Source organism: Erwinia sp. 1181_3, from assembly GCF_052824965.1.
In genome coordinates this window covers 66,825-88,459 of the sequence record NZ_VTDE01000003.1, presented here as the reverse complement: position 1 = coordinate 88,459, position 21,635 = coordinate 66,825, and the positions used below count along the sequence as shown (strand labels likewise).

The 21,635-nt window shown below is 54.2% G+C and carries 20 protein-coding genes; 6 read left to right on the top strand and 14 right to left on the bottom strand.

Translation table 11 applies throughout. The features are described 5' to 3' along the window. Positions 1-77: 77 nt before the first annotated feature. Complete coding sequence (locus FY046_RS08730; protein ID WP_133845784.1) at positions 78-1,382, top strand: inosine/guanosine kinase; 1,305 nt, start codon at positions 78-80, stop codon at positions 1,380-1,382. Between the two features lie 134 nt (positions 1,383-1,516). Here FY046_RS08730 and ybaL read toward each other — a convergent pair whose 3' ends face one another. Both ybaL and FY046_RS08720 read right to left on the bottom strand, forming a co-directional pair. Continuing rightward, positions 1,517-3,199 (bottom strand): YbaL family putative K(+) efflux transporter, encoded by a 1,683-nt coding sequence (gene ybaL / locus FY046_RS08725; protein WP_133845732.1) that lies wholly within the window; start codon positions 3,197-3,199, stop codon positions 1,517-1,519. A 335-nt stretch (positions 3,200-3,534) separates the two neighbouring features. Beyond that, positions 3,535-4,734: an MFS transporter gene (locus FY046_RS08720; RefSeq protein WP_446185975.1), complete on the bottom strand. Its 1,200-nt coding sequence runs from the start codon at positions 4,732-4,734 to the stop codon at positions 3,535-3,537. Positions 4,735-4,925: 191 nt separating this feature from the next. Between FY046_RS08720 and ushA the strand changes: the two genes are divergently transcribed. Beyond that, on the top strand, positions 4,926-6,701 hold the full coding sequence (gene ushA / locus FY046_RS08715) for a bifunctional UDP-sugar hydrolase/5'-nucleotidase UshA (protein ID WP_446186063.1): 1,776 nt from the start codon (positions 4,926-4,928) through the stop codon (positions 6,699-6,701). Positions 6,702-6,788: 87 nt separating this feature from the next. Here the strand turns inward: ushA and FY046_RS08710 are convergent, their stop codons facing one another. Beyond that, entirely contained in the window at positions 6,789-7,238 is a 450-nt protein-coding gene (locus FY046_RS08710; RefSeq protein WP_159337503.1) for a multidrug/biocide efflux PACE transporter, read from the bottom strand. Between the two features lie 88 nt (positions 7,239-7,326). On the opposite strand from FY046_RS08710, the gene FY046_RS08705 reads away from it, so the two are divergent. Continuing rightward, positions 7,327-8,193, top strand: a complete 867-nt coding sequence (locus FY046_RS08705; RefSeq protein WP_159337502.1) for a LysR family transcriptional regulator — start codon at positions 7,327-7,329, stop codon at positions 8,191-8,193. Between the two features lie 7 nt (positions 8,194-8,200). Here the strand turns inward: FY046_RS08705 and ybaK are convergent, their stop codons facing one another. The 3 genes from ybaK to copA all read right to left on the bottom strand — a co-directional run bounded on the left by ybaK (position 8,201) and on the right by copA (position 12,275). Then, positions 8,201-8,683, bottom strand: a complete 483-nt coding sequence (gene ybaK, locus FY046_RS08700) for a Cys-tRNA(Pro)/Cys-tRNA(Cys) deacylase YbaK (RefSeq protein ID WP_133845727.1) — start codon at positions 8,681-8,683, stop codon at positions 8,201-8,203. Between the two features lie 178 nt (positions 8,684-8,861). After that, entirely contained in the window at positions 8,862-9,665 is an 804-nt protein-coding gene (locus tag FY046_RS08695; protein WP_133845726.1) for a TraB/GumN family protein, read from the bottom strand. An 87-nt stretch (positions 9,666-9,752) separates the two neighbouring features. After that, positions 9,753-12,275, bottom strand: a complete 2,523-nt coding sequence (gene copA, locus FY046_RS08690; protein ID WP_446185974.1) for a copper-exporting P-type ATPase CopA — start codon at positions 12,273-12,275, stop codon at positions 9,753-9,755. A gap of 219 nt (positions 12,276-12,494) precedes the next feature. Here copA and FY046_RS08685 point away from each other — a divergent pair, with 219 nt between their 5' ends. Then, positions 12,495-13,130 (top strand): OB-fold-containig protein, encoded by a 636-nt coding sequence (locus FY046_RS08685; protein WP_446185973.1) that lies wholly within the window; start codon positions 12,495-12,497, stop codon positions 13,128-13,130. A gap of 38 nt (positions 13,131-13,168) precedes the next feature. Next, positions 13,169-14,947, top strand: coding sequence for a flotillin family protein (locus FY046_RS08680; protein ID WP_446185972.1), 1,779 nt, complete (start codon positions 13,169-13,171; stop codon positions 14,945-14,947). A 34-nt stretch (positions 14,948-14,981) separates the two neighbouring features. Here FY046_RS08680 and FY046_RS08675 read toward each other — a convergent pair whose 3' ends face one another. Beyond that, positions 14,982-15,461 (bottom strand): DUF2938 domain-containing protein, encoded by a 480-nt coding sequence (locus FY046_RS08675; protein ID WP_238337077.1) that lies wholly within the window; start codon positions 15,459-15,461, stop codon positions 14,982-14,984. A 186-nt stretch (positions 15,462-15,647) separates the two neighbouring features. Here FY046_RS08675 and cueR point away from each other — a divergent pair, with 186 nt between their 5' ends. Further along, the gene (gene cueR / locus FY046_RS08670; RefSeq protein ID WP_133845721.1) at positions 15,648-16,058 is read left to right on the top strand and encodes a Cu(I)-responsive transcriptional regulator; all 411 of its coding nucleotides are present in this window, start codon (positions 15,648-15,650) and stop codon (positions 16,056-16,058) included. Here the strand turns inward: cueR and FY046_RS08665 are convergent. The 7 genes from FY046_RS08665 to FY046_RS08635 form a co-directional block, all read right to left on the bottom strand. Beyond that, entirely contained in the window at positions 16,055-16,507 is a 453-nt protein-coding gene (locus FY046_RS08665) for an NfeD family protein (RefSeq protein WP_133845720.1), read from the bottom strand. The two genes, cueR and FY046_RS08665, sit on opposite strands and share 4 nt — an antisense overlap. Then, a complete protein-coding gene (locus FY046_RS08660) occupies positions 16,504-17,421 on the bottom strand; it encodes an SPFH domain-containing protein (RefSeq protein WP_133845719.1) in 918 nt (305 codons plus the stop codon). The genes FY046_RS08665 and FY046_RS08660 overlap by 4 nt, the downstream gene beginning before the upstream one ends. A 177-nt stretch (positions 17,422-17,598) precedes the next feature. Beyond that, positions 17,599-18,462, bottom strand: a complete 864-nt coding sequence (locus tag FY046_RS08655) for a hypothetical protein (protein ID WP_133845718.1) — start codon at positions 18,460-18,462, stop codon at positions 17,599-17,601. A 122-nt stretch (positions 18,463-18,584) separates the two neighbouring features. Next, positions 18,585-18,830, bottom strand: coding sequence for a hypothetical protein (locus FY046_RS08650; protein ID WP_133845717.1), 246 nt, complete (start codon positions 18,828-18,830; stop codon positions 18,585-18,587). Next, on the bottom strand, positions 18,827-19,096 hold the full coding sequence (locus FY046_RS08645) for a hypothetical protein (protein WP_159337498.1): 270 nt from the start codon (positions 19,094-19,096) through the stop codon (positions 18,827-18,829). The genes FY046_RS08650 and FY046_RS08645 overlap by 4 nt, the downstream gene beginning before the upstream one ends. Before the next feature lie 73 nt (positions 19,097-19,169). After that, complete coding sequence (locus tag FY046_RS08640; protein WP_446185971.1) at positions 19,170-20,243, bottom strand: hypothetical protein; 1,074 nt, start codon at positions 20,241-20,243, stop codon at positions 19,170-19,172. Between the two features lie 513 nt (positions 20,244-20,756). Further along, on the bottom strand, positions 20,757-21,614 hold the full coding sequence (locus tag FY046_RS08635) for a co-chaperone YbbN (RefSeq protein WP_133845714.1): 858 nt from the start codon (positions 21,612-21,614) through the stop codon (positions 20,757-20,759). Positions 21,615-21,635 lie beyond the last annotated feature (21 nt).

Here is a 21,635-nt window from a genome sequence, read left to right as displayed (position 1 = left end):
CATGTCCTCCTCTGTGATCGTCACAGAGCGCAATTGTGCTATGATTGCGCTCTGAGCCCCTTCTGTAGCCTGCAATGATGAAATTCCCCGGTAAACGTAAATCCAAACATTATTTCCCCGTCAGTGCGCGTGATCCCTTACTACAGCCGGTTCAGCCGGAAAACGATGCGGCCAACAGCTGGATTGTAGGTATTGATCAGATTCTCGTCGATATTGAAGCCAAAGTGGATGATGGCTTTGTGGCGCGTTATGGCCTGAGCCTTGGGCATTCGCTGGTGATTGAGGATGATGTGGCCGAGGCGCTGTATGCCGAGTTGGTTGATAATAACCTGATCACCCATCAGTTTGCCGGTGGCACGATTGGCAATACGCTGCACAACTATTCGGTACTGGCGGATGACCGCTCGGTACTGCTGGGCGTGATGTGTAATAACGTGCAGATTGGCGGTTACGCTTACCGTTATCTGTGTAATACCTCCAGCCGAACCGATTTGAACTATTTGCAGGGTGTGGACGGGGCGATCGGCCGTTGTTTCACGCTTATCGGCGATAACGGTGAGCGTACCTTCGCCATCAGCCCGGGGATGATGAACCAGTTGCGCCCACAAAGCATTCCCGAAGAGGTGATTGCCGGAGCATCTGCACTGGTGCTGACCTCTTATCTGGTGCGCTGCAAGCCTGGCGAGCCGATGCCGGAAGCGACCATGCAGGCCATCCACTGGGCAAAGAAACATAACGTCCCGGTGGTGCTGACGTTGGGAACCAAGTATGTGATTGCCGATAATCCGCAGTTCTGGCGTGATTTCCTGCGTGATCATGTCTCTGTGGTGGCCATGAATGAAGATGAAGCTTTCGAGCTGACCGGTGAACGCGATCCGTTGCAGGCGGCGAATAGTGCCCTCGACTGGGTGGATCTGGTGCTGTGTACTGCCGGACCAAACGGCCTGTATATGGCGGCCTTTACTGAGGAATCTGGTAAGCGTACCACGCAGCATCCGCTGTTGCCGGGGGCGATCCCGGAGTTTAACCAGTATGAGTTCAGCCGCGCCATGCGCCATCAGGACTGCACACAGCCGCTGCGTATTTTTTCCCATATCGCACCTTATATGGGTGGGCCGGAAAAGATCATGAATACCAATGGTGCCGGGGATGGCGCACTGGCGGCGCTGCTGCACGATATTACCGCCAACAACTTCCACCGTTCGAATGTGCCGAACTCCAGCAAGCATGGACGGAGTTACCTCACCTACTCCTCGCTGGCACAGGTATGTAAATACGCTAACCGGGTAAGCTATCAGGTGCTGAACCAGCATGCACCGCGCTTAACCCGTGGGTTGCCGGAGCGGGAAGACAGTCTGGAAGAGTCATACTGGGAACGATAGGGCAGGGAAAAACCAAACGGCTGAAAACGCATTTCGTCGGATGCCAATCATTGGCAGGGGGCGACCGGAAAAAAGGGTCGCACCCGACAATACTCTGTAGGGGCCGATCTTCTACATCGATCGGCCCGTAGTATTTAAATAGGGCACTCAGCCGGGGTTTCCACCGGGCTCAACAGCAGCAAATTCAGCATACTGTTGGCAATTTCCCGCTCGCCCATCACCACACGGTCTGCGCCACGCTCCATAATATAATCCACCTCGTCGTCATAATGCGCACGGGCGATAATCTCAATATTCGGGCGCGTTTCGCGAGCAGCAATGACAATCTCTCCGGCTTCATAACCGTTAGGAATGGTCAGCAACAGCCAGCGTGCACAGTCCAGACGCGCCAGCTCCATAATATCGCCACGCGCGGCATTGCCCAGTACCGCTTTGATCCCTTGCTCACGCAACGCCTCGACGCGTGGACGGCTGTTCTCCACTACCACAATCGGAATACCGGCTTCCATCAGGCGGCTGCCCAGCAGGCTGCCTACGCGACCAAAACCGACAATCACCGCGTGATTGCACAAATCCACCGGGATCTGCTTCTCTTCTTCGATGGCTTCTTCCATCGTCTGTTCTTCAATGGTCTCAGTCTTTTTCAGGTAGCGTTCCAGCAGCACAAACAGAATCGGATTCAGCATAATCGACAGAATTGCCCCTGCCAGCACCAGATTGCGCCCGCTGTCCGGCAGCAGATTCAGGGAGATACCCAGGCCGGCAAGAATAAAGGCGAATTCACCGATCTGCGCCAGGCTGACGGAGATGGTCAGCGCGGTGCGCTTGGAGTGACCGAACAGCATCACCAGGAACAGCGCCACTAATGACTTGCCTAAGACGATAATCGCCAGCGCACCCAGCACCGCCAGTGGCTGCTGGATCAGGATCATTGGGTCAAACAACATGCCAACGGACACGAAGAACAGCACGGCGAAAGCATCACGCAGCGGCAACGTATCGTGCGCGGCCCGGTGGCTCAGCTCCGATTCGTTCAGCACCATACCGGCAAAGAAAGCCCCAAGTGCAAAGGAGACATCAAAGAACTCGACGGCACCGAAGGCAATACCCAGCGCCAGCGCCAGCACGGAAAGAGTGAACAGTTCGCGTGAACCGGTCGCAGCACTGCGCGCAAGGATCCACGGCACCACGCGTTTTCCCACCACCATCATCAGCACCATAAACGCCGCCACCTTGCCGATGGTAATCAGCAGGTCGAACAGCACCATCGTGACGCTGGCTTTACCTTCTTCAAACAGCCCGGCAATCGCAGGCAGCAGCACCAGTGCCAGCACCATCATCAGGTCTTCCACGATCAGCCAGCCGATAGCAATCTGTCCGCGCTGACTGTCAATTAACTGTCGCTCTTCCAACGCACGCAGCAGCACCACGGTACTGGCGGTTGAAAGGCAGAGTCCGAATACCAGACCCGTCATCATTGGCCACCCCAGTGCCCACGACAGCCCCATGCCTAACAGTGTGGCAGCGGCGATTTGTGCAATGGCACCCGGGATGGCGATGGACTTTACAGCCATCAGATCTTTCAGGGAGAAGTGCAGACCCACACCGAACATCAGCAGGATCACACCCAGTTCGGCCAGTTCCGGTGCCAGATTGGTATCAGCAACAAAACCTGGGGTAAAGGGCCCGGCGAGCACGCCAGCTAACAGATAACCGACAAGAGGAGAGATGCGCAGGCGATTAGCCAGCATACCGAAGAGGAAGGCCAGAACTAAGCCTCCTACAATGGTGGTGATAAGCGGGGTGGTGTGGTGCATGCCTGTCTCCTTTTGTGTGCATACTCAAGAGACTTCAAGTTGTAACGACGTTGGCAGTGCCGGCTCACAGGACTGACTATGCTCCAGGAGACCCGCAGGCTTGCCGTTTTTCAGCAACTTAAATTATCCAGAGTGTAAATGTGTCCAGTTGTAAGTTTTCAGTGTATGGCATATTACAGGATGACGCTTGTCATTATTGGTTATAACGGCAAAAAATCTGAATCATTGAGAGAAAGTTCGCACAGAGTGCGATTTTAGACAGTTATCAGTGTGCAGGTCAGACGTTACAAGCCGGTGACCCGGTGCCAATTGCATTGATTCGCACCGGGATGGGACTATTTATGTCGGTTATCAGGCAGGAAAGCCGTCAGAATGCCAAGAAGTGGCAGATAAGCGCAGATTTGATAGACCAGTTCAATGCCCTGATGATCGGCGACCACACCCAATACGGCGGCACCCAGCCCACCCATGCCAAAGGAAAAACCGAAAAATAGCCCTGAAACCATACCGATACGGCCCGGCATCAATTCCTGGGCGTAGACCAGAATGGCGGAAAACGCCGACGCCAGTACAAAGCCAATCACGACTGACAGCGCACCGGTCCACCACAAGTTGGCATAAGGTAACATCAACGTGAAGGGGGCAACGCCAAGAATAGACACCCAAATCACTCTTTTTCGACCGATTTTATCGCCAATCGGGCCGCCAATGAACGTGCCCGCCGCGACGGCAAACAGGAAGATAAACAGATGTAGCTGGGCATTCTGCACGGAAAGCCCGAATTTATGCATCAGATAGAAGGTGTAGTAGCTGCTCAGGCTGGTGAGATAGAAATATTTTGAGAAAACCAGCACCAGCAAAATCGTGATGGCAAAGGCCACCTGACGACGAGGCAGCAGGCTCACTGCCGGGGCAGTCTGATTTTTGGCAACGCGGTTCTGGTTCTGATACCAGCGGCTGATCTGCAACAGTACGACAATCCCCAGCAGGGCGGCCAGCGAGAACCAGGCGATATTACCGCGACCATAAGGGGCGATAATCAATGCAGCCAGCAGCGGCCCAAGAGAACTGCCAAAGTTACCGCCTACCTGAAACAGTGACTGTGCAAGCCCATGGCGTCCACCGGAGGCCATTCTTGCCACGCGCGAAGATTCTGGATGGAACACCGAGGAGCCAGTGCCAACCAGCGCTGCTGCCACCAGGATCATCGGGAAAGTACTGGCCATCGACAGCAGCACCAGCCCACAAAGGGTGAATCCCATACCCACAGGCAACGACCAGGGTTGCGGGTGTTTATCGGTAAAGTGGCCAATCAGTGGCTGTAGCAGCGAGGCTGTCATCTGATAGGTCAGGGTGATCATACCGATCTGCACAAAACTCAGCGAAAAGTCTTCGCGTAACAGAGGATAAATCGCCAGAATCAACGACTGAATCATATCATTAAGCAAATGGGCAACGCTGATCGCGCCAAGTATGCCAAATGAGGTACGCCGGACCGGCGTCTTTGAAGAGGAAAGGGTGTGTTCGCTTGCCATTAAGTTAACCTGTCATTGTCTTGTGTTTTTATAGGGTGCAGAAAGCCCTTAGCTTGCTAATAACATAAGGTACAGTAATTATCTTTTAGCGTTAAGCCTGCGGCATAATCATACCCGTCAAATATTTTGGGTATCAGCCATTCATTTTCTGTTGTCAGAGTTGTTCAACAAGGAGGGTCACAGTGCCATTATTGAAAAGAAGTTTCGCCAGCGTTCTGACGGTGGCGTTATTAAGCACCCCATTGATGGCCCAGGCGTGGGTGAAAGACCGGACTTATAAGTTCACGGTGCTTCACACCAACGATCATCACGGGCGTTTCTGGAATAACGAACAGGGCGAATATGGCCTGGCGGCGCAAAAAACCATGATGGACCAGATCCGTTATGACGTGCAGGCGCACGGCGGTGCTGTCCTGATCCTCTCGGGCGGTGACATTAATACCGGCGTGCCGGAATCTGATTTGCAGGACGCGGAACCCGATTTTCGCGGGATGAATCTGATTGGCTATGACGCAATGGCGATTGGAAACCATGAGTTCGATAATCCGCTCTCCGTGCTGCGTCAGCAGCAGAAATGGGCTAAATTCCCGCTGCTCTCCGCCAATATTTATCAGAAAAGCACCGGAAAGCGGCTGTTCCAGCCTTACGCCCTGTTTAACCGTATGGGGCTGAAAATTGCCGTTATTGGCCTCACCACCGACGATACGGCGAAAATCGGCAACCCGGAAAACTTTACCGACATCCTGTTCCATAAACCGGCAACCGAAGCAAAAGCGGTGGTCGAACAGCTGCGGGCGAAAGAGAAGCCCGATGTGATTATCGCGGCCACACATATGGGCCATTACGACAACGGTCATCACGGATCGAATGCGCCGGGTGATGTGGAAATGGCGCGTGAACTGCCAGCCGGTTACCTCGATATGATCGTGGGAGGGCACTCGCAGGATCCGGTGTGCATGGCGAAAGAGAATGTGAAGCAGGCTGACTATGTGCCCGGAACACCCTGTACGCCCGATCGCCAGAACGGTACCTGGATTGTCCAGGCTCACGAGTGGGGGAAATACATCGGCCGTGCGGACTTCACCTTCCTGAACGGCAAGCTGACGCTGGATCACTATGAGCTGGTGCCGATTAACCTGAAGCATAAAGTGAAGAATGCTGACGGCAGCACCACCTGGGTCAATTACACCCCCGAGATCGCGAAAAACCCGGCCATGCAAAAACTGCTGACTCCGTTCCAGAAAAAGGGTGAGGCGCAACTGGGCGTGAAAATCGGCAGTGTTAACGGACGGCTGGAGGGCGATCGCAGCAAAGTGCGTTTTGTGCAGACCAGCATGGCGCGTCTGATTCTGGAAGGACAGATCGAACGGACCAAAGCTGACTTTGCCATCATGAGCGGCGGCGGTGTGCGTGACTCGATTGAGGGCGGTGCCATCACTTATAAAGATGTCCTGAAAGTGCAGCCTTTTGGTAATACGCTGGTGTATGTCGATATGAAAGGCAGCGAAGTTGAGAAGTATCTCGCAGTAGTGGCCAATAAACAGGTTGATTCAGGTGCCTATGCACAGTTTGCGCGCGTCAGCCTGACGGCAGACGGCACCGGCGTCAGTAACATCCTCATCAACGGTAAACCGCTGGAAGCGGATAAAACCTATCGCATGGCCACCCTGAGTTTTAATGCCACGGGCGGTGATGGTTATCCGCTGGTGGATAAGCTGCCTGGCTATGTGAATACCGGTTTTGTGGATGCCGAAGTGCTGAAACAGTACATCCAGAGTCACTCTCCGCTCGATGTGGCAAAGTATCAGCCTGCCGGGGAAATTGTCTATCAGAAAGCAGAAGCTAAAGCAGAAGCTAAAGCAGAAGCGAAATCAGAAGAGAAGGCACCGGAGAAAGCAGCAGAAAGCGAGAAACCGGCAGACCCTAAACAGTGGCGTCCGGCGAAACTGGATACGGCGAAGCAATAACGGTGTTACCCATGGGGTCGACTATTTTTCTGGTCGACCCCAGCAACTTTTCCGATCGACCCCAGCAACAACGCCTGCACAGTGCCATTAACCATGTTTGTTCACTGGCTGTGGCTGGTGTGAGTTCACTATGCGCTCACGGACTTTGTCATAGACCCAGTTATACGCCATGGTGTACGGCAGGAAGAACAGGAAGAAGGCGATTTCAATGATCAACGCCTGCCACAGACTGATACCCAACATCCAGGCTGCCAGTGGCAGACCGATCAGAATAAAGCCGCCCTCAAAGCCCAGTGCATGCAGAATACGCAGTCCGATACCGCGAGTCACTTTTTCGCGCGGCCACAGACGGTCAAATCCGGCGTTATAAATCATGTTCCATATCATGGCTACCGTCGACAGCATGATGGCCAGCGCACCCATCTGAAACAGGGGTTTATCCATAATCCACGCGGCTAAAGGTGACACCAGTGCAATCGCCAGCACTTCGAAACCTGCGGCATGGAAAAAACGTTCTTTTAGCGTACGACCAGACATACATCCTCCTTAATTTTCTATGGACGCTATTTTCCACGTTTTATTTGCTAAGATAAAATGACTATCCATCGATAAAAGCGATACATCTTTGCGTTACTCACCGGAATCACTGGAAGCTTTTGTGCAAACCGTGGAAAGCGGATCCTTCTCGGCGGCGGCGCGTGCGCTGCGCAAAAGCCAGTCAACCATCAGTACGGCGATAGCGAATCTTGAAAACGATCTGGGCTTTACACTGTTCAGCCGTGAGCTACGTAACCCGGTATTGACTGAAAACGGGCAGCGTGCGCTGGCGCAGGTCAAAGAGATCCTCAATGCATCAGCAAAATTGGACGAGCTGGCTATTCGGCTTTCCGGTGAGATCGAACCTTGTCTGCGGCTGGCGATCTCCGATTTCTGGCAGGCTGATTATCATGAGTCACTGCTACAACGCTTTGATCGTCGCTATCCGGATATTGAATTTGAATGCATGATCGCCGAAGATGCCGACGTGATTGACCTGTTACATAGCCAGCGAGCCCACATTGGCGTGGTGCGGGTACAGGATCATTATCCGTCTGATATCTGCGTGAAGCGCCTGCAAGTGGAGGCACAAATGGCGATTTTCCTCCATCAGGATCACCCGCTGGCGCAGCAGGACAAGGTGACTGAAGAGGAGCTGAAAGCGCTGCGTCAGCTTCGGCTAAATACGTGGGTGGAGCGCACGCCTGCACCGACGGGAAAAGTGTGGCTGGCGCAGTCTTATCTGTTACTGCTGGAAATGGCTGAGCAGGGATTCGGCTGGAGTATTCTGCCGCGCTGGCTGACCCAGCAGTTTGGTCACCAGACACTGCGTGAACTGCCGGTGGACGGCTGGCCGCAGAGTATTCAGGTTGATGTGATCTGGTCACGCCGTACGCCACCCGGCCCTGCAGGGCGCTGGATGATCGATCAGTTGCTGGCCCAGCGCTCTGCGTAAAGCCGTGTTAATCGCCGCGTTTGGCGATATCGGCAAAGCTGGCATTAAGCAGTTGCGCCAGATCCTGCGGCTTCAGTTCAATATCCAGCCCGCGCTTGCCGCCGGAGACGAAGATCGTAGCAAACGGCTGCGCAAGGTGGTCAATCACCGTTGGCAGGCGCTTTTTTTGCCCTAAAGGACTGATGCCGCCAAGTAAATAACCCGTGCTGCGCTGGGCAAACAATGGGTCAGCCATCTCGACCTTTTTCGCTCCCAGCGCTTTGGCGACTTTCTTTAAATCGAGCTGCCCGGCCACCGGCGTCACCGCCACGGCCAGCGTTTTATTATCGCCATTCAGCGCGACCAGCAGGGTTTTATACACCTGATCCGCATCGAGATTCAGCTTGCGTACTGCTTCGTCTCCGAAGTGGGTTTCGCTGCTGTCATGCTCATAAGAATGCAGCGTAAAGGCGACTTTTTGCTTTTCCAGCAGTTTTACCGCAGGTGTCATAGTCACTAACCTTCTGTCGTATTTTCCATGAACGAGTGAACAATTGATGAACAAAAATGCTGGCGAAATATTACGCTTTGAGCGACAATCTTGCCCGCGTCAGCGTAACCGCTGAGACGATAACAAAAATCATAAATATGTCCTTATTGACGGGCCGATAGAGATATCGGCCTTTTTTTTATCGCTGAATCAGCAGACCTGGCAGATTTCCCTCGCCGTAAAGGTGCAGGGCACCCACCGCAACCACATAGCGCCCGGGTGGCAGCTGGCGTAAAAACTGGCACCACTGTTGATTACGCTGATGCATTAACAGGTCATTCAGACTGCTGCTGAACGTGCTGGGCAAGGCCAGTTTTCCGATGCTGCCCGGTGGGGCTTCCAGCCACCAGCTCACCATGGTTTGCAGCAGGCGTGCATTGGTTTGCCAGTGCTGTAGCGTATCTTCGAGTAACGGCAGGCCGTTGTCCGGCAGCGATTTCAGCAGTGCCAGCTGGGTTTCCGGCCCTTCCAGCTCAATCACTTTTTTCTGCCGTTCACGCGCCGCCTGGAGCAGTTGATAGTCGATACCGCAGTCGGCGCGTAGCCCAAGACGTTGCGCCTGTTGCGCCTGAAGCATGAGCGCCACCTGCCAGGCGGGCAGCGTATCGACGCGCTCCGGGTCGATGCTTAACTCTTCACAGCGGCGTTGCAGTTGTGGCCACTGCTCTGCAGAGAGGCGTTCAGCCAGCGGCGGACAACTCTCACTTTCACTGAAGGGGGATGCCCCGCCGGTGATATCCGCTTCAACAATCAGAGCATCGGCCTGCTGTAGCCGTTCATACAGCACCGCTGGCAGGGGCATCATATTGCGGGTACCCATATGAATGCTGCCCACCAGATGCAGATGTCGCTGACCCAACGTGATATCGAGGGCCGGGTAGCGGTAACTTACCGACCACAGCCTGCGCCACAACATCTGAAATCTGTGCAAAAGATTTGCCATCGTTTTCTGCCTCATGCTGTCAATCACACTATGCTAGCGTGATAAGTCGCTGACGGACAGGGCAAAACGCAGCACTCATTAGCCGACTTACGATTGCGGCGGGCGGAAGCGGATCAGACGATTAGCATTACTCACCACGGTAATGGATGAAAGCGCCATCGCCGCGCCCGCCACCACGGGACTGAGCAGGGTCCCCGTCAGGGGATACAGCACCCCGGCCGCAATCGGGATGCCACAGGCGTTATAAATAAATGCCCCAAGCAGATTTTGTTTCATATTGCGAAGCGTCGCCTGGGAAATCGCCAGAGCATCGGCCACCGCATTCAGGTCCTGACGCATCAACGTAATCGCCGCTGTCTCGATGGCCACATCGCTGCCGCCACCCATTGCGATCCCCACATCAGCCTGCGCAAGGGCCGGAGCATCATTGATGCCATCACCAATCATCGCCACCTGCTGGCCCTGTTGTTGCAGGGCGCGGATCGCATCGGCTTTGCCTTCCGGCAACACCCCGGCAATCACACGATCGATACCTGCTTCACGCGCAATGGCATTGGCCGTAATGGCGTTATCGCCTGTCAGCATCACCAGCTGATAACCGCGTTTATGCAGTCTTTGTAGCGCACTGACGCTCTCTTTACGCAGAGGATCACGGATGGCAAACAGGGCGACAATTTCCCCTCCGGCTGCGAGCAGTACTGGGGTAGCGCCGCTTGCTGCCTGCTGTTCCACCTGCCCGGTGATCGCCCCGGTCGCGATTTGCTGCTGCGCCATCAGCGGTGGATTACCCAGCAGCAGCGGAGTGCCAGCGAGTATGCCGCTGACCCCCAGCCCCGGTATTGTACGAAATTGCTCAATCTCGGGCAGCGTCGCCAGAGCGGCGTACTCAATGATGGCGCGTGCCAGCGGATGGCTCGAACCCTGCTCCAGGGCCGCAGCCTGGCGCAGCACGGTCTGCCGGTCAGCCCCGTTAAACAGCAGGACTTCAACGACACGCGGCGCACCTTCGGTCAGGGTGCCTGTTTTATCAAAGACTAAGGTGCTCAGGGTGCTGGCACGTTGCAGGGCATCGGCATCACGCACCAGGACACCAAACTCGGCGGCACGACCAACGCCAGCAATAATCGACATCGGCGTAGCCAGCCCCAGTGCGCAAGGGCAGGCGATGATCAGTACGGTAGTGGCAATCACCAGGGTGTAGACCATCTGCGGTGCGGGGCCGACCAGATACCAGACAGCAGCGCTGAACAGGGCTATCGCCACCACCAGCGGGACAAACACCGCTGAAATTTTATCCGCCAGTTGGCCGATTTCCGGCTTACTGCTTTGCGCCTGGCGGACTAACTGAATAATACGCGACAGGGTGGTGTTCTTGCCGATGGCGGTGGCACTGAACAGCACGCTGCCGTCCTGCAATACCGTCCCGGCATGCAGCGCATCACCCGATGACTTCTGCTGAGGGATGGCTTCGCCGGTCAGCATGGCTTCATCCATCCAGGCTTCACCGCGCAGGATCGTGCCGTCGACCGGTACCCGATCGCCGGTGGTGACGCGCAGCGTCATCCCCAACTGCACGTCACTCAGCGGCAGGATCTGCTCACCGTTTTCCGTGACAACACGCGCTGTGGGCGGGGTCAGATCCAGCAATTTTTCCAGTGCTTTTGACGAGCGCTGGCGAGCGCGCTGCTCCAGCATATGGCCGAGATTAATCAGACCGATAATCATCGCACTGGCTTCGTAATAAAGATGGCGTGCCGCCATCGGAAACAGATCGGGCCACAGATTCACGGTGATGGAGTAAAGCCAGGCGGCGGCAGTACCCAGTGCGACCAGCGTATCCATGGTGGCGCTAAGGTTCAGCAGGCTGCGCCATGCGCTGCGGTAAAAATGCCCCCCGGCGATGATCATGACCAGCAGGGTCAGTACGCCCACCACCAGCCATCCACTGCGGTTGTCGGCGGTCAGCATCATATTGTCGCCGATCATTCCCCATCCCATCAGCGGGATACCCAGCGCCAGCGCCAGGATCGCCTGCCAGCGAAAACGTTTTACCGCAGACTGCGCGGTTTGCTGCTGTTTTTCCCGACGTTTCACGTCATCTTCAATGATTTCCGCACCATATCCTGCACGGCTCACGGCGTCGATGAGTGCGGCGGGGGAAGCCGAACCCAGCACCAGCGCGCTGCGTTCGGCAAGGTTAACCCGCGCCTGGCTGACGCCAGCGACATTTTGCAGCGCACTCTGTACGCGGCTAACGCAGCTGGCGCAGCTCATGCCGTCAATCAACAGCTGGTAGCTGTCGGGATCGGAAGCGGGAGTCGTTGCCGGAAGCTCTGGCAGGGACGCTGTCAGCGCTTCCGGCTGAGGTTCTGATTCTGTCAGCGTATCAGGCTTTGGGTGAGAAGCCCCTTCTGGCAGGCTGGCGTGATAACCCGCCTGTTCGACGGCGGCAATCAGCGCATCGGCGCTGGCGTCACCGGTAATGCGCGCTTCCGTCACCGTGACGTCCGCCTGCTCCACGTCGTCACGCTGCTCCAGCGCTTCTTTAACCCGTTTAACACAGTGGCCACAGGTCAGTCCGTCCAGCGCCAGTAAAGTCGTGTGTGTCATGATTTTCTCCTGAGTGAATATGTCACCGAAGCTCAGGTTAAACCTTCCCGCAAGGGTAAGGTCAAGCCAGTGTAACGATATTTATCCCCAGGCCTGAGGGCATAAATAACCGGATTTACATCTGGATCTGCCTATCCCGAGGACGTAAACTGTTTCAGCTTATTACTTAGGCGCAGCGTCACCTTTAGCCGGGTATTATCAGACAGGGAGGCGTCTGCAATGAATTTTATATTATTACCTGAAAATGCCCTTTTTCTTATCACCTTCGCGTTGATCCTGTTATTTGGTCTGGTGGAAATTCTTGCCATGATATTTGGCATGAGTGTTTTCTCACATGCTGACACCCTGCTGTCGCCGCATATTCATGCCGGTGAGTCTTTATTTTCTCAGGGGCTGGACTGGTTAAATATTGGCAAAGTCCCTTTATTCATTCTGTTTATTCTCTTGCTGTCCTGCTTTTCTATCAGCGGAATGGTTTTACAGTGGGCACTGCTGTACGCGCTGGGCAAACCTCTTCCTGGCGGGCTGGTGGCGTTACCAGCGGGCGTAATCTCTGTGCTTTTCGTGCGAAAAATAAGCGCCGTCCTTGCGCGTTTTTTACCACAATACGAAAGCAGCGCACTGTCTGAAGAGAGTTTTATTGGCTGTATGGCGACCGTGGTGGGAGGAACGGCTAGCATGGGGCATCCTGCCCAGTGTCGGCTGGTCGATAAGTTTCAGCAAACGCATTATTTACGCGTACAGCCAGACAGCGAGGATGACATTTTCTCCCCTGGCGAGACCATTATCATTACGGCGCGTCTCACCTCATCTTTATTCGAAGGGATGTCTCATCCCTGGTCTGAACATCGGTAACACTGCCTCACACGTCTATTTTTAACTAAGGGATTGTAATGGAAGAAGTGACAAACATTGATAGTTGGTATTTCTGGGGTGAAATTGCATTAGCCGTTTTTGTCGTCCTTATTATTGTGGGGATTATATTCTCCCGGCTGTATAAAAAAGCCTCTGCGGAACAATCCTTTGTCAGAACTGGTCTGGGAGGACTAAAAGTGGTTCTTAGCGGCGGTTCCATTGTTCTGCCGGTATTTCATGAAATTATTCTGATTAACATGAATACGCTAAAACTGGAGGTGAGCCGTTCTAAAGTGGACAGCCTGATCACCAAAGATCGTATGCGTGTTGATGTCGTTGTCGCTTTTTTTGTGCGGGTAAAACCGACGGTGGAAGGTATTTCAACCGCGGCTCAGACGCTGGGGCAACGGACGTTATCCCCTGAGGATCTGCGCATCCTGGTGGAAGATAAATTTGTTGATGCGCTGCGTTCGACCGCGTCACAGATGACGATGCAGGATTTGCAGGATACCCGTGAAAAATTTGTCCAGGGGGTACAAAACACGGTGGCGGAAGATCTGAGCAAAAATGGTCTTGAGCTGGAAAGCGTTTCTCTGACCAATTTTAACCAGACCTCGAAGGAGTTTTTCGATCCGAATAACGCCTTTGACGCCGAGGGTCTGACCAAGCTGACGCAGGAAACGGAGCGCAGACGCCGGGAACGCAACGAAGTTGAGCAGGATGTTGAAGTTGCCGTGCGTGAAAAAAACCGTGATGCCCTGGCGCGCAAGCTGGAAATTGAACAGCAGGAATCTTTCATGTCTTTAGATCAGGAACAGCAGATCAAGACACGCAGCGCCGAACAGTCCTCGAAAATTGCGACCTATGAGGCCGAACGTCGCCGCGAAGCAGAGCAGAGCCGGATCATGTCCGAACGTCAGATCCAGGAAGCGGAAATTGAAAGTAAGCAGGTGCTGAAAACCCGCGAAGTGGAAGCCAGCCGGGACGTTCAGGTCAAAGAGATTGAACAAACCCGTGTCACTGAAATTGCACAGCAGGATAAAGCCATTGCGATTGCGGCAAAATCTGAACAGCAATCTCAGGCCCAGGCGCAGGCTAACCTTGCGCTGTCAGAAGCCGTGAAAGCCGAACAAAACGTGGTGACCACCCGTGAAACCGCGGAGGCCGATCGTGCCAAACAGGTTGCCCTGATCGAGGCCACTCAGGACGCTGAAACCAAAGCGGTACAGTTAACCCTGAGTGCCCGGGCAGAGAAGGAAGCCGCAGAATTGCAGGCGGCGGCCATTATTCAGCTGGCAGAAGCAACGCGCAGAAAAGGCCTGGCGGAAGCGGAAGCCCAGCGTGCGCTGAATGATGCCGTTAATATGCTCTCCAGCGACCAGACCAGCCTGAAATTTAAACTTGCTCTCCTACAGGCGCTGCCAGCGGTTATTGAAAAATCCGTGGAGCCGATGAAAGCCATAGAAGGCATTAAAATCATCCAGGTGGATGGTTTAAATCGCACCTCCGGTGGGGCTTCCTCGGGGACTGCCACGATGGCCGGGGGAAATCTGGCGGAACAGGCGCTGTCTGCTGCACTCTCTTATCGTGCCCATGCGCCCATTCTGGACTCATTGCTGAAGGAAGTGGGTCTGGCAGGAGGATCGCTCAACGATCTGACGGCGGAACTAGTGGCGGCCCAGGCGAGTGACAGCGATCAACCCGCAGCAAACGATGAGGCACCTTCTTCGCCTGCCAGTGCGGAGGTTGCCGTTCCTTTGGCTTCTTCACCTCCCGTCGAATCACTGACATCCGCGAAATTTACCCCCCTTATCTGACCTCAATCCTCCTGGTCACCCACCAGGGGGATTGTTAACTCTGACTCATTAGTAATGCTGTCAGCCAGATGCCAATGCCAAAGGAGGTATGGGCGACCAGGCTGCGCCAGCGTACGGTCCAGGGGGCAGGGGTGTTGGCCGCCGCAAAGCCGAAGCCAAACGCAGGCTGCATCAGGCAATACGGTGCGACTACGCTGACTATCCCCATCAGCAACGCGGGCAGGAATGTTGGTGCCGACAGCCATTGTGGGCCGACGAGGACAATCAGCAGCACAGAGAACATTATCCCCGTCAAGTAGTGTGCTCCCCAGCCGACGGCCACTTCACCCCTGACCAGAGTGGCTTGCAAAATGGTGCAGTGGCTAAACGTCCCATGACGCATATGCCCCAGCCAGCGCCCGACCAGCCGATAGTCCAGAGAGGGGATTTTGAATAACTGCTTTTGCAGTAATGCCCAGAGATCCATTACCAGTGTTGCGCCGGTTCCCAACAAAACAGCTTGCCCTGCCAGCATTAAACTCTCCTGCATCGTGCCGTCCTCTTCACGTGTTTATTTTGTCGACTGTCTGTGATTGGCATGCAGGATGTCAAAGTAAACGGCAGCAACCTGTACCAAAGTAGAGGGGACGAAGACCTGTTGTTTGACTGAGACAGAAAATTGGATTAGTTATGGATCCTGCTTAAGCCGCCCGGAGGAATAATGAATATCAGCGACGTGGCAAAGAAAACCGGATTAACCAGCAAAGCGATCCGTTTTTATGAAGAGAAAGGGCTGGTGACGCCGCCGCTGCGCACGGAAAATGGCTATCGCAGCTACAGTGCCAAACACCTGGAGGAGCTGACGCTGCTGCGCCAGGCCCGCCAGGTCGGATTTAATCTGGATGAGTGCCGCGAGATGGTCGGCCTGTTTAACGATCCTGAACGCCACAGCGCCGATGTGAAGGCGAGGACGCTCAGCAAAGTGCGGGAGATCGAAGTTCATATCAGTGAACTCCAGCTAATGCGCCAGAAGTTGCTCGATCTCGCCGCCAGTTGCCCGGGCGATGACAGCGCCGAGTGCCCGATCATTAATCACCTGGCCGGATGCTGTCACAGCGCTAAGCAGGGTTAAACCCCACGACGGACAACGCGTAGCGTGATCCCTTCGACCGCTACCACGGTGATCTGGGTTCCGGCGGGCAAATCTTCCTCTGCCTGGACGCGCCAGTTACCATCACCAATACGCACATGCCCGAAGCCATTGACCAGCCCGGCATCCAGCGTCAGCTGGCGGCCAATCATCTGCTGACCCCGCTGATTCAACGTCGAAGGAGGATTTCGGCGGTCGCGGTGCTTAAGCCAGCGATACCACCACAGTGCAGCGAGAATGGTCAGTACTGCAAAACTCAGCCCCTGCCACTCCCATGGCATGGGCACCAGCCATACCAGCAGGCTGACCAGCACGGCAGCAACGCCGCTCCACAGCAGATAACCACTGGCACCCAGCATCTCCGCCGCCAGCAGCAGGCCGCCGAAGGTCAGCCATAGCCACCACGGGTTAGCGAGCAGTTCATCGATCATCGGCGGTTACGCTCCGCTTTGCTTTCGCCCAGCAGTTCGCTGATCCCGGCAATGGATCCCATCAGGCTGCTGGCTTCCAGCGGCATCATCACCACTTTACTGTTGCTGGAGGAGCCGATGTTTTGCAGGGCATCGGTATATTTCTGCGCTACAAAGTAGTTAATCGCCTGAATATCCCCGGCGGCAATGGCTTCAGATACCATTTTTGTTGCCTGCGCTTCGGCTTCAGCACTACGTTCGCGCGCTTCCGCAGCAAGGAATGCAGACTGACGTTCACCTTCTGCTTTCAGGATCTGCGACTGTTTTTCCCCTTCAGCACGCAGGATCGCGGCCTGGCGAACCCCTTCCGCTTCCAGAATATCGGCACGCTTGGTTCGTTCGGCTTTCATCTGGGCGTTCATCGAGGCGATCAGTTCAGCCGGTGGGCGAACATCGCGGATCTCAATACGGGTAATTTTGATGCCCCATGGGTTGGTCGCTTCATCGACAATATGCAGCAGGCGGGTATTGATGTTGTCACGTTGCGACAGCATTTCATCCAGTTCCATCGATCCCAGCACGGTACGCATGTTGGTCATCGTCAGGTTGATGATTGCCAGCTCAAGATTGCTGACCTCATAGGCGGCGCGTGCCGGGTCAACCACCTGAATAAAGCACACGGCATCAATGGTGACGCTGGCGTTATCTTTAGAGATGATCTCCTGCGAGGGGATATCCAGCACTTGTTCCATCATATTGATTTTACGGCCCACGCGATCCATAAACGGGATCACCAGATTCAGGCCGGGCTGGAGTGTGTTGGTATAGCGGCCGAAGCGTTCAACGGTCCACTGAAAACCTTGTGGGACGATTTTGATACCTGACCAGACGAGGATCAGGGCCAGAATGATAATGACGGGAATCACAGCCAACATAAAAATAACCTCCAGATTGTTATTATTCATCACTTTACTGGGCGACCCTTTAGCCCGAACGCCCTTTCGACACTCGAATCCGTCCACCAGAGCACAGCGCTACCGGGTTGCACCTTATCTGATGATATTGTAACACCCATGACAGCGCCATCCCGCTGTTGTTGGTATTGTTAGCGCTTAACTCTTTTGTCTGGCGAACTGGAAAGAGAAATCAGCAATGTAGCTGCCTTCGGCCTGTGCGATCGCTTTTGACAATGCCTGGTAATAGGGCTCAAGCCCAATCGCTTCAATCTCGGCAATTTTGTCGCGAATAGGGGCGCAGAACAGGGCCGGATTGCCTGCGGCCTGGCGCTTATTGTTGACGGGCAACTCGTTGGTCACTGCTTTCATCGCGGTACGCAGTGCCTGGCGATAGCTGCCTGGCACGTTATTCACATTCTCAGATGCCGTCAAAACGTTGAGGGTGGGGAACTCATCTGCCATTACCGCAGACTTAAGCCTGTCAAAGAATTGCTGAAACAGCTGGAATGACCCCAGATCGGTGACTTTGGGTTTGGTTGATTTACCGCTGGTGTTTCCCACCGTTCTGGTGGCTTCCTGATGAGGCGAGGTTATCTTGTGCAGTTGAAGGTCAAAAAGGTAATCCGCGTGCTTTCTGCGCTCCTGCAGATCCGGGAACTTCTCATTGAAGGCTTTGATGAACTCAGGAGCAGGCAGATCGGCCAGCGCATGATTATCCAGCCAGTCGGACCGCGCAAACAGGGCTGGCTTAATAAACCAGGCGGGGACAGGTTCAGAGAAACGTACCGACTGACCTTTGCGGTCAAATTCGACGAACTCTGCGCCTTTATCGAAGGCGAAGCAGCAATGTTTAAAACTGATAATCGTGTCATTAATGATCAGCGCATCTTTGACAAATTTTGCCACCTCGGCACTCATCACAAATGCTGTTTTTTTGTCACTATCACGAAGGACATAGTTCAAATCGGCCACTGACTTCACGCCAGGCTCAAGATCAAACTCAAAGAAAATATGTGACATATTATTAACTTCCTGTTTCCCGGGGGAAGTCATAATATCATATCTTCTAGTGTGAAAGTCAGCGGCCTGTGAGCGAAGAACAGGGCAACGCAATGCAGAGACTTTTTAACAGACTACCTTCGTTAAAATCCGATTTTAAGGTCAATTCCGGTGCTGTCACGTTTCATCGTGAGCTTTGCATCATCCCGGGCAACAACGCTGACCACCACTGACTTCAGATCATCCATACTCAACGTCATCAGACGGGCATTCAGCAACAGAATCGTCCTTAACATTTCATCCCCGAACTCTGATGAGATGTGATCCATCATCCGGTGATGTTTCTCAACGTTTACCTTGTCTTCAATCGGCTGTGAAAATCGGGTCATTGCGTTACCCCATGGGATAATTTCGTTAATGTTGCCTGACAGGCCCGAACAGAGACCATCTGTCGTTCAAGCAGTTCCGCATAATTAATCTGTTCTGCAGCAGACCCTCGCTCCAGTTTTATCGTAAGCGAGAGTGCGTGGCTCGCTGCCTGTGAAAGTTGCAGGCAGGCTGAAAGATGTTCTTTTCGATACTGTTCGCTGTCCGAGAGCGCCTTAAGCAAGATCGAACGCGCTTCTGCAATCAGCGCCAGGTGTTCCGGTATCATTTGAGTCACTCTCCATTGTCGTTTCGAAAGGGGTCAGGTGATGACCTGACCCATTGGAAAAGCCTGTGCACTTTTAGTGGAAGTGCGAATGACCACCGAAACCTTCGGAGCGCGAGTTGTCATGGCCGTAACCGTGACCACCAAAAGCGGCACTGTGCGCATTATCGCCACCGCGATTGCCAGAACCACCGTGTGAAGCATGGCCGCCCTGACCTCCGGCGTTACCTTTGCCGGTAGCGAACGTGATTTTCGAGACGGAGACGGGTTTATTTAAGATGACTGAGGGCATCGACTGGACGGGTGTTTTGACACCGATGTTCACTGCCGGGCTCAGGGGCGCCATTGGCTGGCGGGCCATTCCGGACATTTTAATGGCCTGCTGATCCCGTACCGCCTGCTGCGCATCGAAGTTAGCAATGGCGGCATCACGCGCAATCCGGGCGTGATCCACCATTTTCTGCTGCTGCATCTGCTGACCCAGTTTATCAGCAGTGGCATTGCGGTTATAGGCTGTCGCCTCTTTGGCTCTTCTGTCTGCATCAGCCTGACGGGCATCCGCCAGCGCCACTGCCATATCTGAGTTTTTCCGCTGGTTCGGGCCAATGGCCGCTAAAGAAGGGGTCAGGGTCGCCATTGGCTGGCGGGCCATTGCGCCCAGTAAACGGTCATCATGGTTGACGCGTTCATTACGCCGGGCAGCCTTGTTCGCAAGATCGGCTGCGAAGGCGGCAGCCTTCTGCTGCTGGATCTGTGCGGACACTTCCGCCACTCCGCCCGCGATCACCTGCTGACGTGTGCGCTGTTGATTCATTTTGGTTCGTGCTGCGCCCTCAGCGTTGTCTTGCTGCCGTTGTACCTGATTGCGATACGTTGTTCCGTTGACTTGTCTCTGTGCAGCTCGACGATCGGCGGTGGTCTTGTCACTGTCCATCGCTAATTTTTTATTGAAAGATCCATCGGCGTTAAAGCGACCTGTTCCGTCCCGGCTGTCCGTTTCGTTGTAATGTGCCAGATTGTCTTTTTCTTGCTCCTGCAACTGATGCAGAGTTGATACTGCATCATTAAAGGCGTGGGACTGATCTTCAGCAGATGTATTAAAAGAGGAGAGAACGGCCAGGGCAGTAAGCGCGATCATCGTGCGTTTCATGATTTTTTCCAGTAGATATGAAGGGTTAATAACGTTGCGATATCAGAATTCTGATACTGACCACGCAGATTTAACTGTCATTATCCTTTTGACTTTGTTGTGGCTTTTTTTTCTGTGGCGTGTCACTTGTTGTGACTTCGCTATGTGAGTAATGCTAGTCTTGTTGTTGTCTCTGTTAATTGACTTTAGTCAATATTTTGACGGTATTTTTTATTGCCCATAAGTCTTTATAGTGAGTGTTTGATTTTATTAGTCTTTAGTTAGTCTTGTGGGCGTCAGCGGTGCAGGCCATTCTTCACGGGGAAGGTGAGTCAAGGTCAGTTCATGGCAGGGTAAATAGCGTGACTCAAAAATCAGGCCCAGGTATCCGTTTTAACAGAGATATATTTTCTTTCAGACTGGATTAAGACTAATGATGGTGGGGAGTGCTACAGAGTACGAGCAGAGGGAAGGGGAGCCGGGATGTTATTGATATACGGCAGGCCGATGGGTGTGCCACCGGCCTGCTGTGTTTTAGTAGAGCAGAGAGTAGAGCTGACGACGGTATTTCGCCGCCAGCGCATCGCCGGTACCCAACGCGGCGAGAATGTCCTGCAAAATTTTACGCGCCTGACCGTTGGCCGCGGCGAGATCTTTCTTCAGATGAGAGAACAGCAGTTCCAGCGCTTCTTCGTTGCGCCCGACCTGGTGGTATTGTAATGCCAGCTGGGTAGCCAGTTCGGCATTGTCCGGATCAGCGTCGATCTGCTGTTGCAGTTGCTGGATTTCGGGTGTGTCCGCCGCCTGCTTCAGCAGCTCGATCTGTGCTACCAGACCCTGGTAGCGCGTATCCTGATCCTGCAAAGGCACCACTTTCAGTACCGCTTCGGCCTCTTCGCTGCGGGTCAGCCCGATCAGCACTTCGGCCAGCAGGAAACCGATGTCGCTGCGCTGGTTGCTCAGTGCCCACGCATCTTTCAGCAGCGGCAGAGCCTCAATCAGTTTGCCTTCGTCCATCAGCTGCATCGCCTGCTGGGCTTTCAGCTCCTCTTCTTTCGGCAGCACTTTCTCTAAAAGGGCACGCACGGCTTCTTCCGGCTGCGGACCCTGGAAACCGTCGACCGGCTGACCATTCTGGAACAGGTAGACCGTCGGGATGGAACGCAGTCCAAACTGCTGCGCAACCGCTGGTTCCGCGTCACAGTCCAGCCTTGCCAGAACAAACTGCCCGGCATACTCCTGCGCCAGACGATCCAGCAGCGGCGTCAGATGCTGACAGTGCTGGCTGCGTTCTGACCAGAAGTAAAACAGCACCGGGATCTGCATCGACTGTTCCAGCGTCTGTTGCAGGTTGGCTTCATTAATTTCGACAATAGCGGCTTGTGGTGACATGAATTCGTCTCTTTTCACGTA

What these genes read in the sequence shown, in the direction of transcription:
- cueR (WP_133845721.1), top strand. Translation starts at nt 15,648, where the DNA reads ATGAATATCAGCGACGTGGCAAAGAAAACCGGATTAACCAGCAAAGCG.
- FY046_RS08680 (WP_446185972.1), top strand. Translation starts at nt 13,169, where the DNA reads ATGGAAGAAGTGACAAACATTGATAGTTGGTATTTCTGGGGTGAAATT.
- FY046_RS08640 (WP_446185971.1), bottom strand. Translation starts at nt 20,243, where the DNA reads ATGAAACGCACGATGATCGCGCTTACTGCCCTGGCCGTTCTCTCCTCT.
- ybaK (WP_133845727.1), bottom strand. Translation starts at nt 8,683, where the DNA reads ATGACACCTGCGGTAAAACTGCTGGAAAAGCAAAAAGTCGCCTTTACG.
- FY046_RS08645 (WP_159337498.1), bottom strand. Translation starts at nt 19,096, where the DNA reads ATGATACCGGAACACCTGGCGCTGATTGCAGAAGCGCGTTCGATCTTG.
- FY046_RS08720 (WP_446185975.1), bottom strand. Translation starts at nt 4,734, where the DNA reads ATGGCAAGCGAACACACCCTTTCCTCTTCAAAGACGCCGGTCCGGCGT.
- FY046_RS08635 (WP_133845714.1), bottom strand. Translation starts at nt 21,614, where the DNA reads ATGTCACCACAAGCCGCTATTGTCGAAATTAATGAAGCCAACCTGCAA.
- copA (WP_446185974.1), bottom strand. Translation starts at nt 12,275, where the DNA reads ATGACACACACGACTTTACTGGCGCTGGACGGACTGACCTGTGGCCAC.
- FY046_RS08655 (WP_133845718.1), bottom strand. Translation starts at nt 18,462, where the DNA reads ATGTCACATATTTTCTTTGAGTTTGATCTTGAGCCTGGCGTGAAGTCA.
- ybaL (WP_133845732.1), bottom strand. Translation starts at nt 3,199, where the DNA reads ATGCACCACACCACCCCGCTTATCACCACCATTGTAGGAGGCTTAGTT.
- FY046_RS08650 (WP_133845717.1), bottom strand. Translation starts at nt 18,830, where the DNA reads ATGACCCGATTTTCACAGCCGATTGAAGACAAGGTAAACGTTGAGAAA.
- FY046_RS08710 (WP_159337503.1), bottom strand. Translation starts at nt 7,238, where the DNA reads ATGTCTGGTCGTACGCTAAAAGAACGTTTTTTCCATGCCGCAGGTTTC.
- FY046_RS08660 (WP_133845719.1), bottom strand. Translation starts at nt 17,421, where the DNA reads ATGTTGGCTGTGATTCCCGTCATTATCATTCTGGCCCTGATCCTCGTC.
- FY046_RS08685 (WP_446185973.1), top strand. Translation starts at nt 12,495, where the DNA reads ATGAATTTTATATTATTACCTGAAAATGCCCTTTTTCTTATCACCTTC.
- FY046_RS08665 (WP_133845720.1), bottom strand. Translation starts at nt 16,507, where the DNA reads ATGATCGATGAACTGCTCGCTAACCCGTGGTGGCTATGGCTGACCTTC.
- FY046_RS08695 (WP_133845726.1), bottom strand. Translation starts at nt 9,665, where the DNA reads ATGGCAAATCTTTTGCACAGATTTCAGATGTTGTGGCGCAGGCTGTGG.
- FY046_RS08675 (WP_238337077.1), bottom strand. Translation starts at nt 15,461, where the DNA reads ATGCTGGCAGGGCAAGCTGTTTTGTTGGGAACCGGCGCAACACTGGTA.
- FY046_RS08730 (WP_133845784.1), top strand. Translation starts at nt 78, where the DNA reads ATGAAATTCCCCGGTAAACGTAAATCCAAACATTATTTCCCCGTCAGT.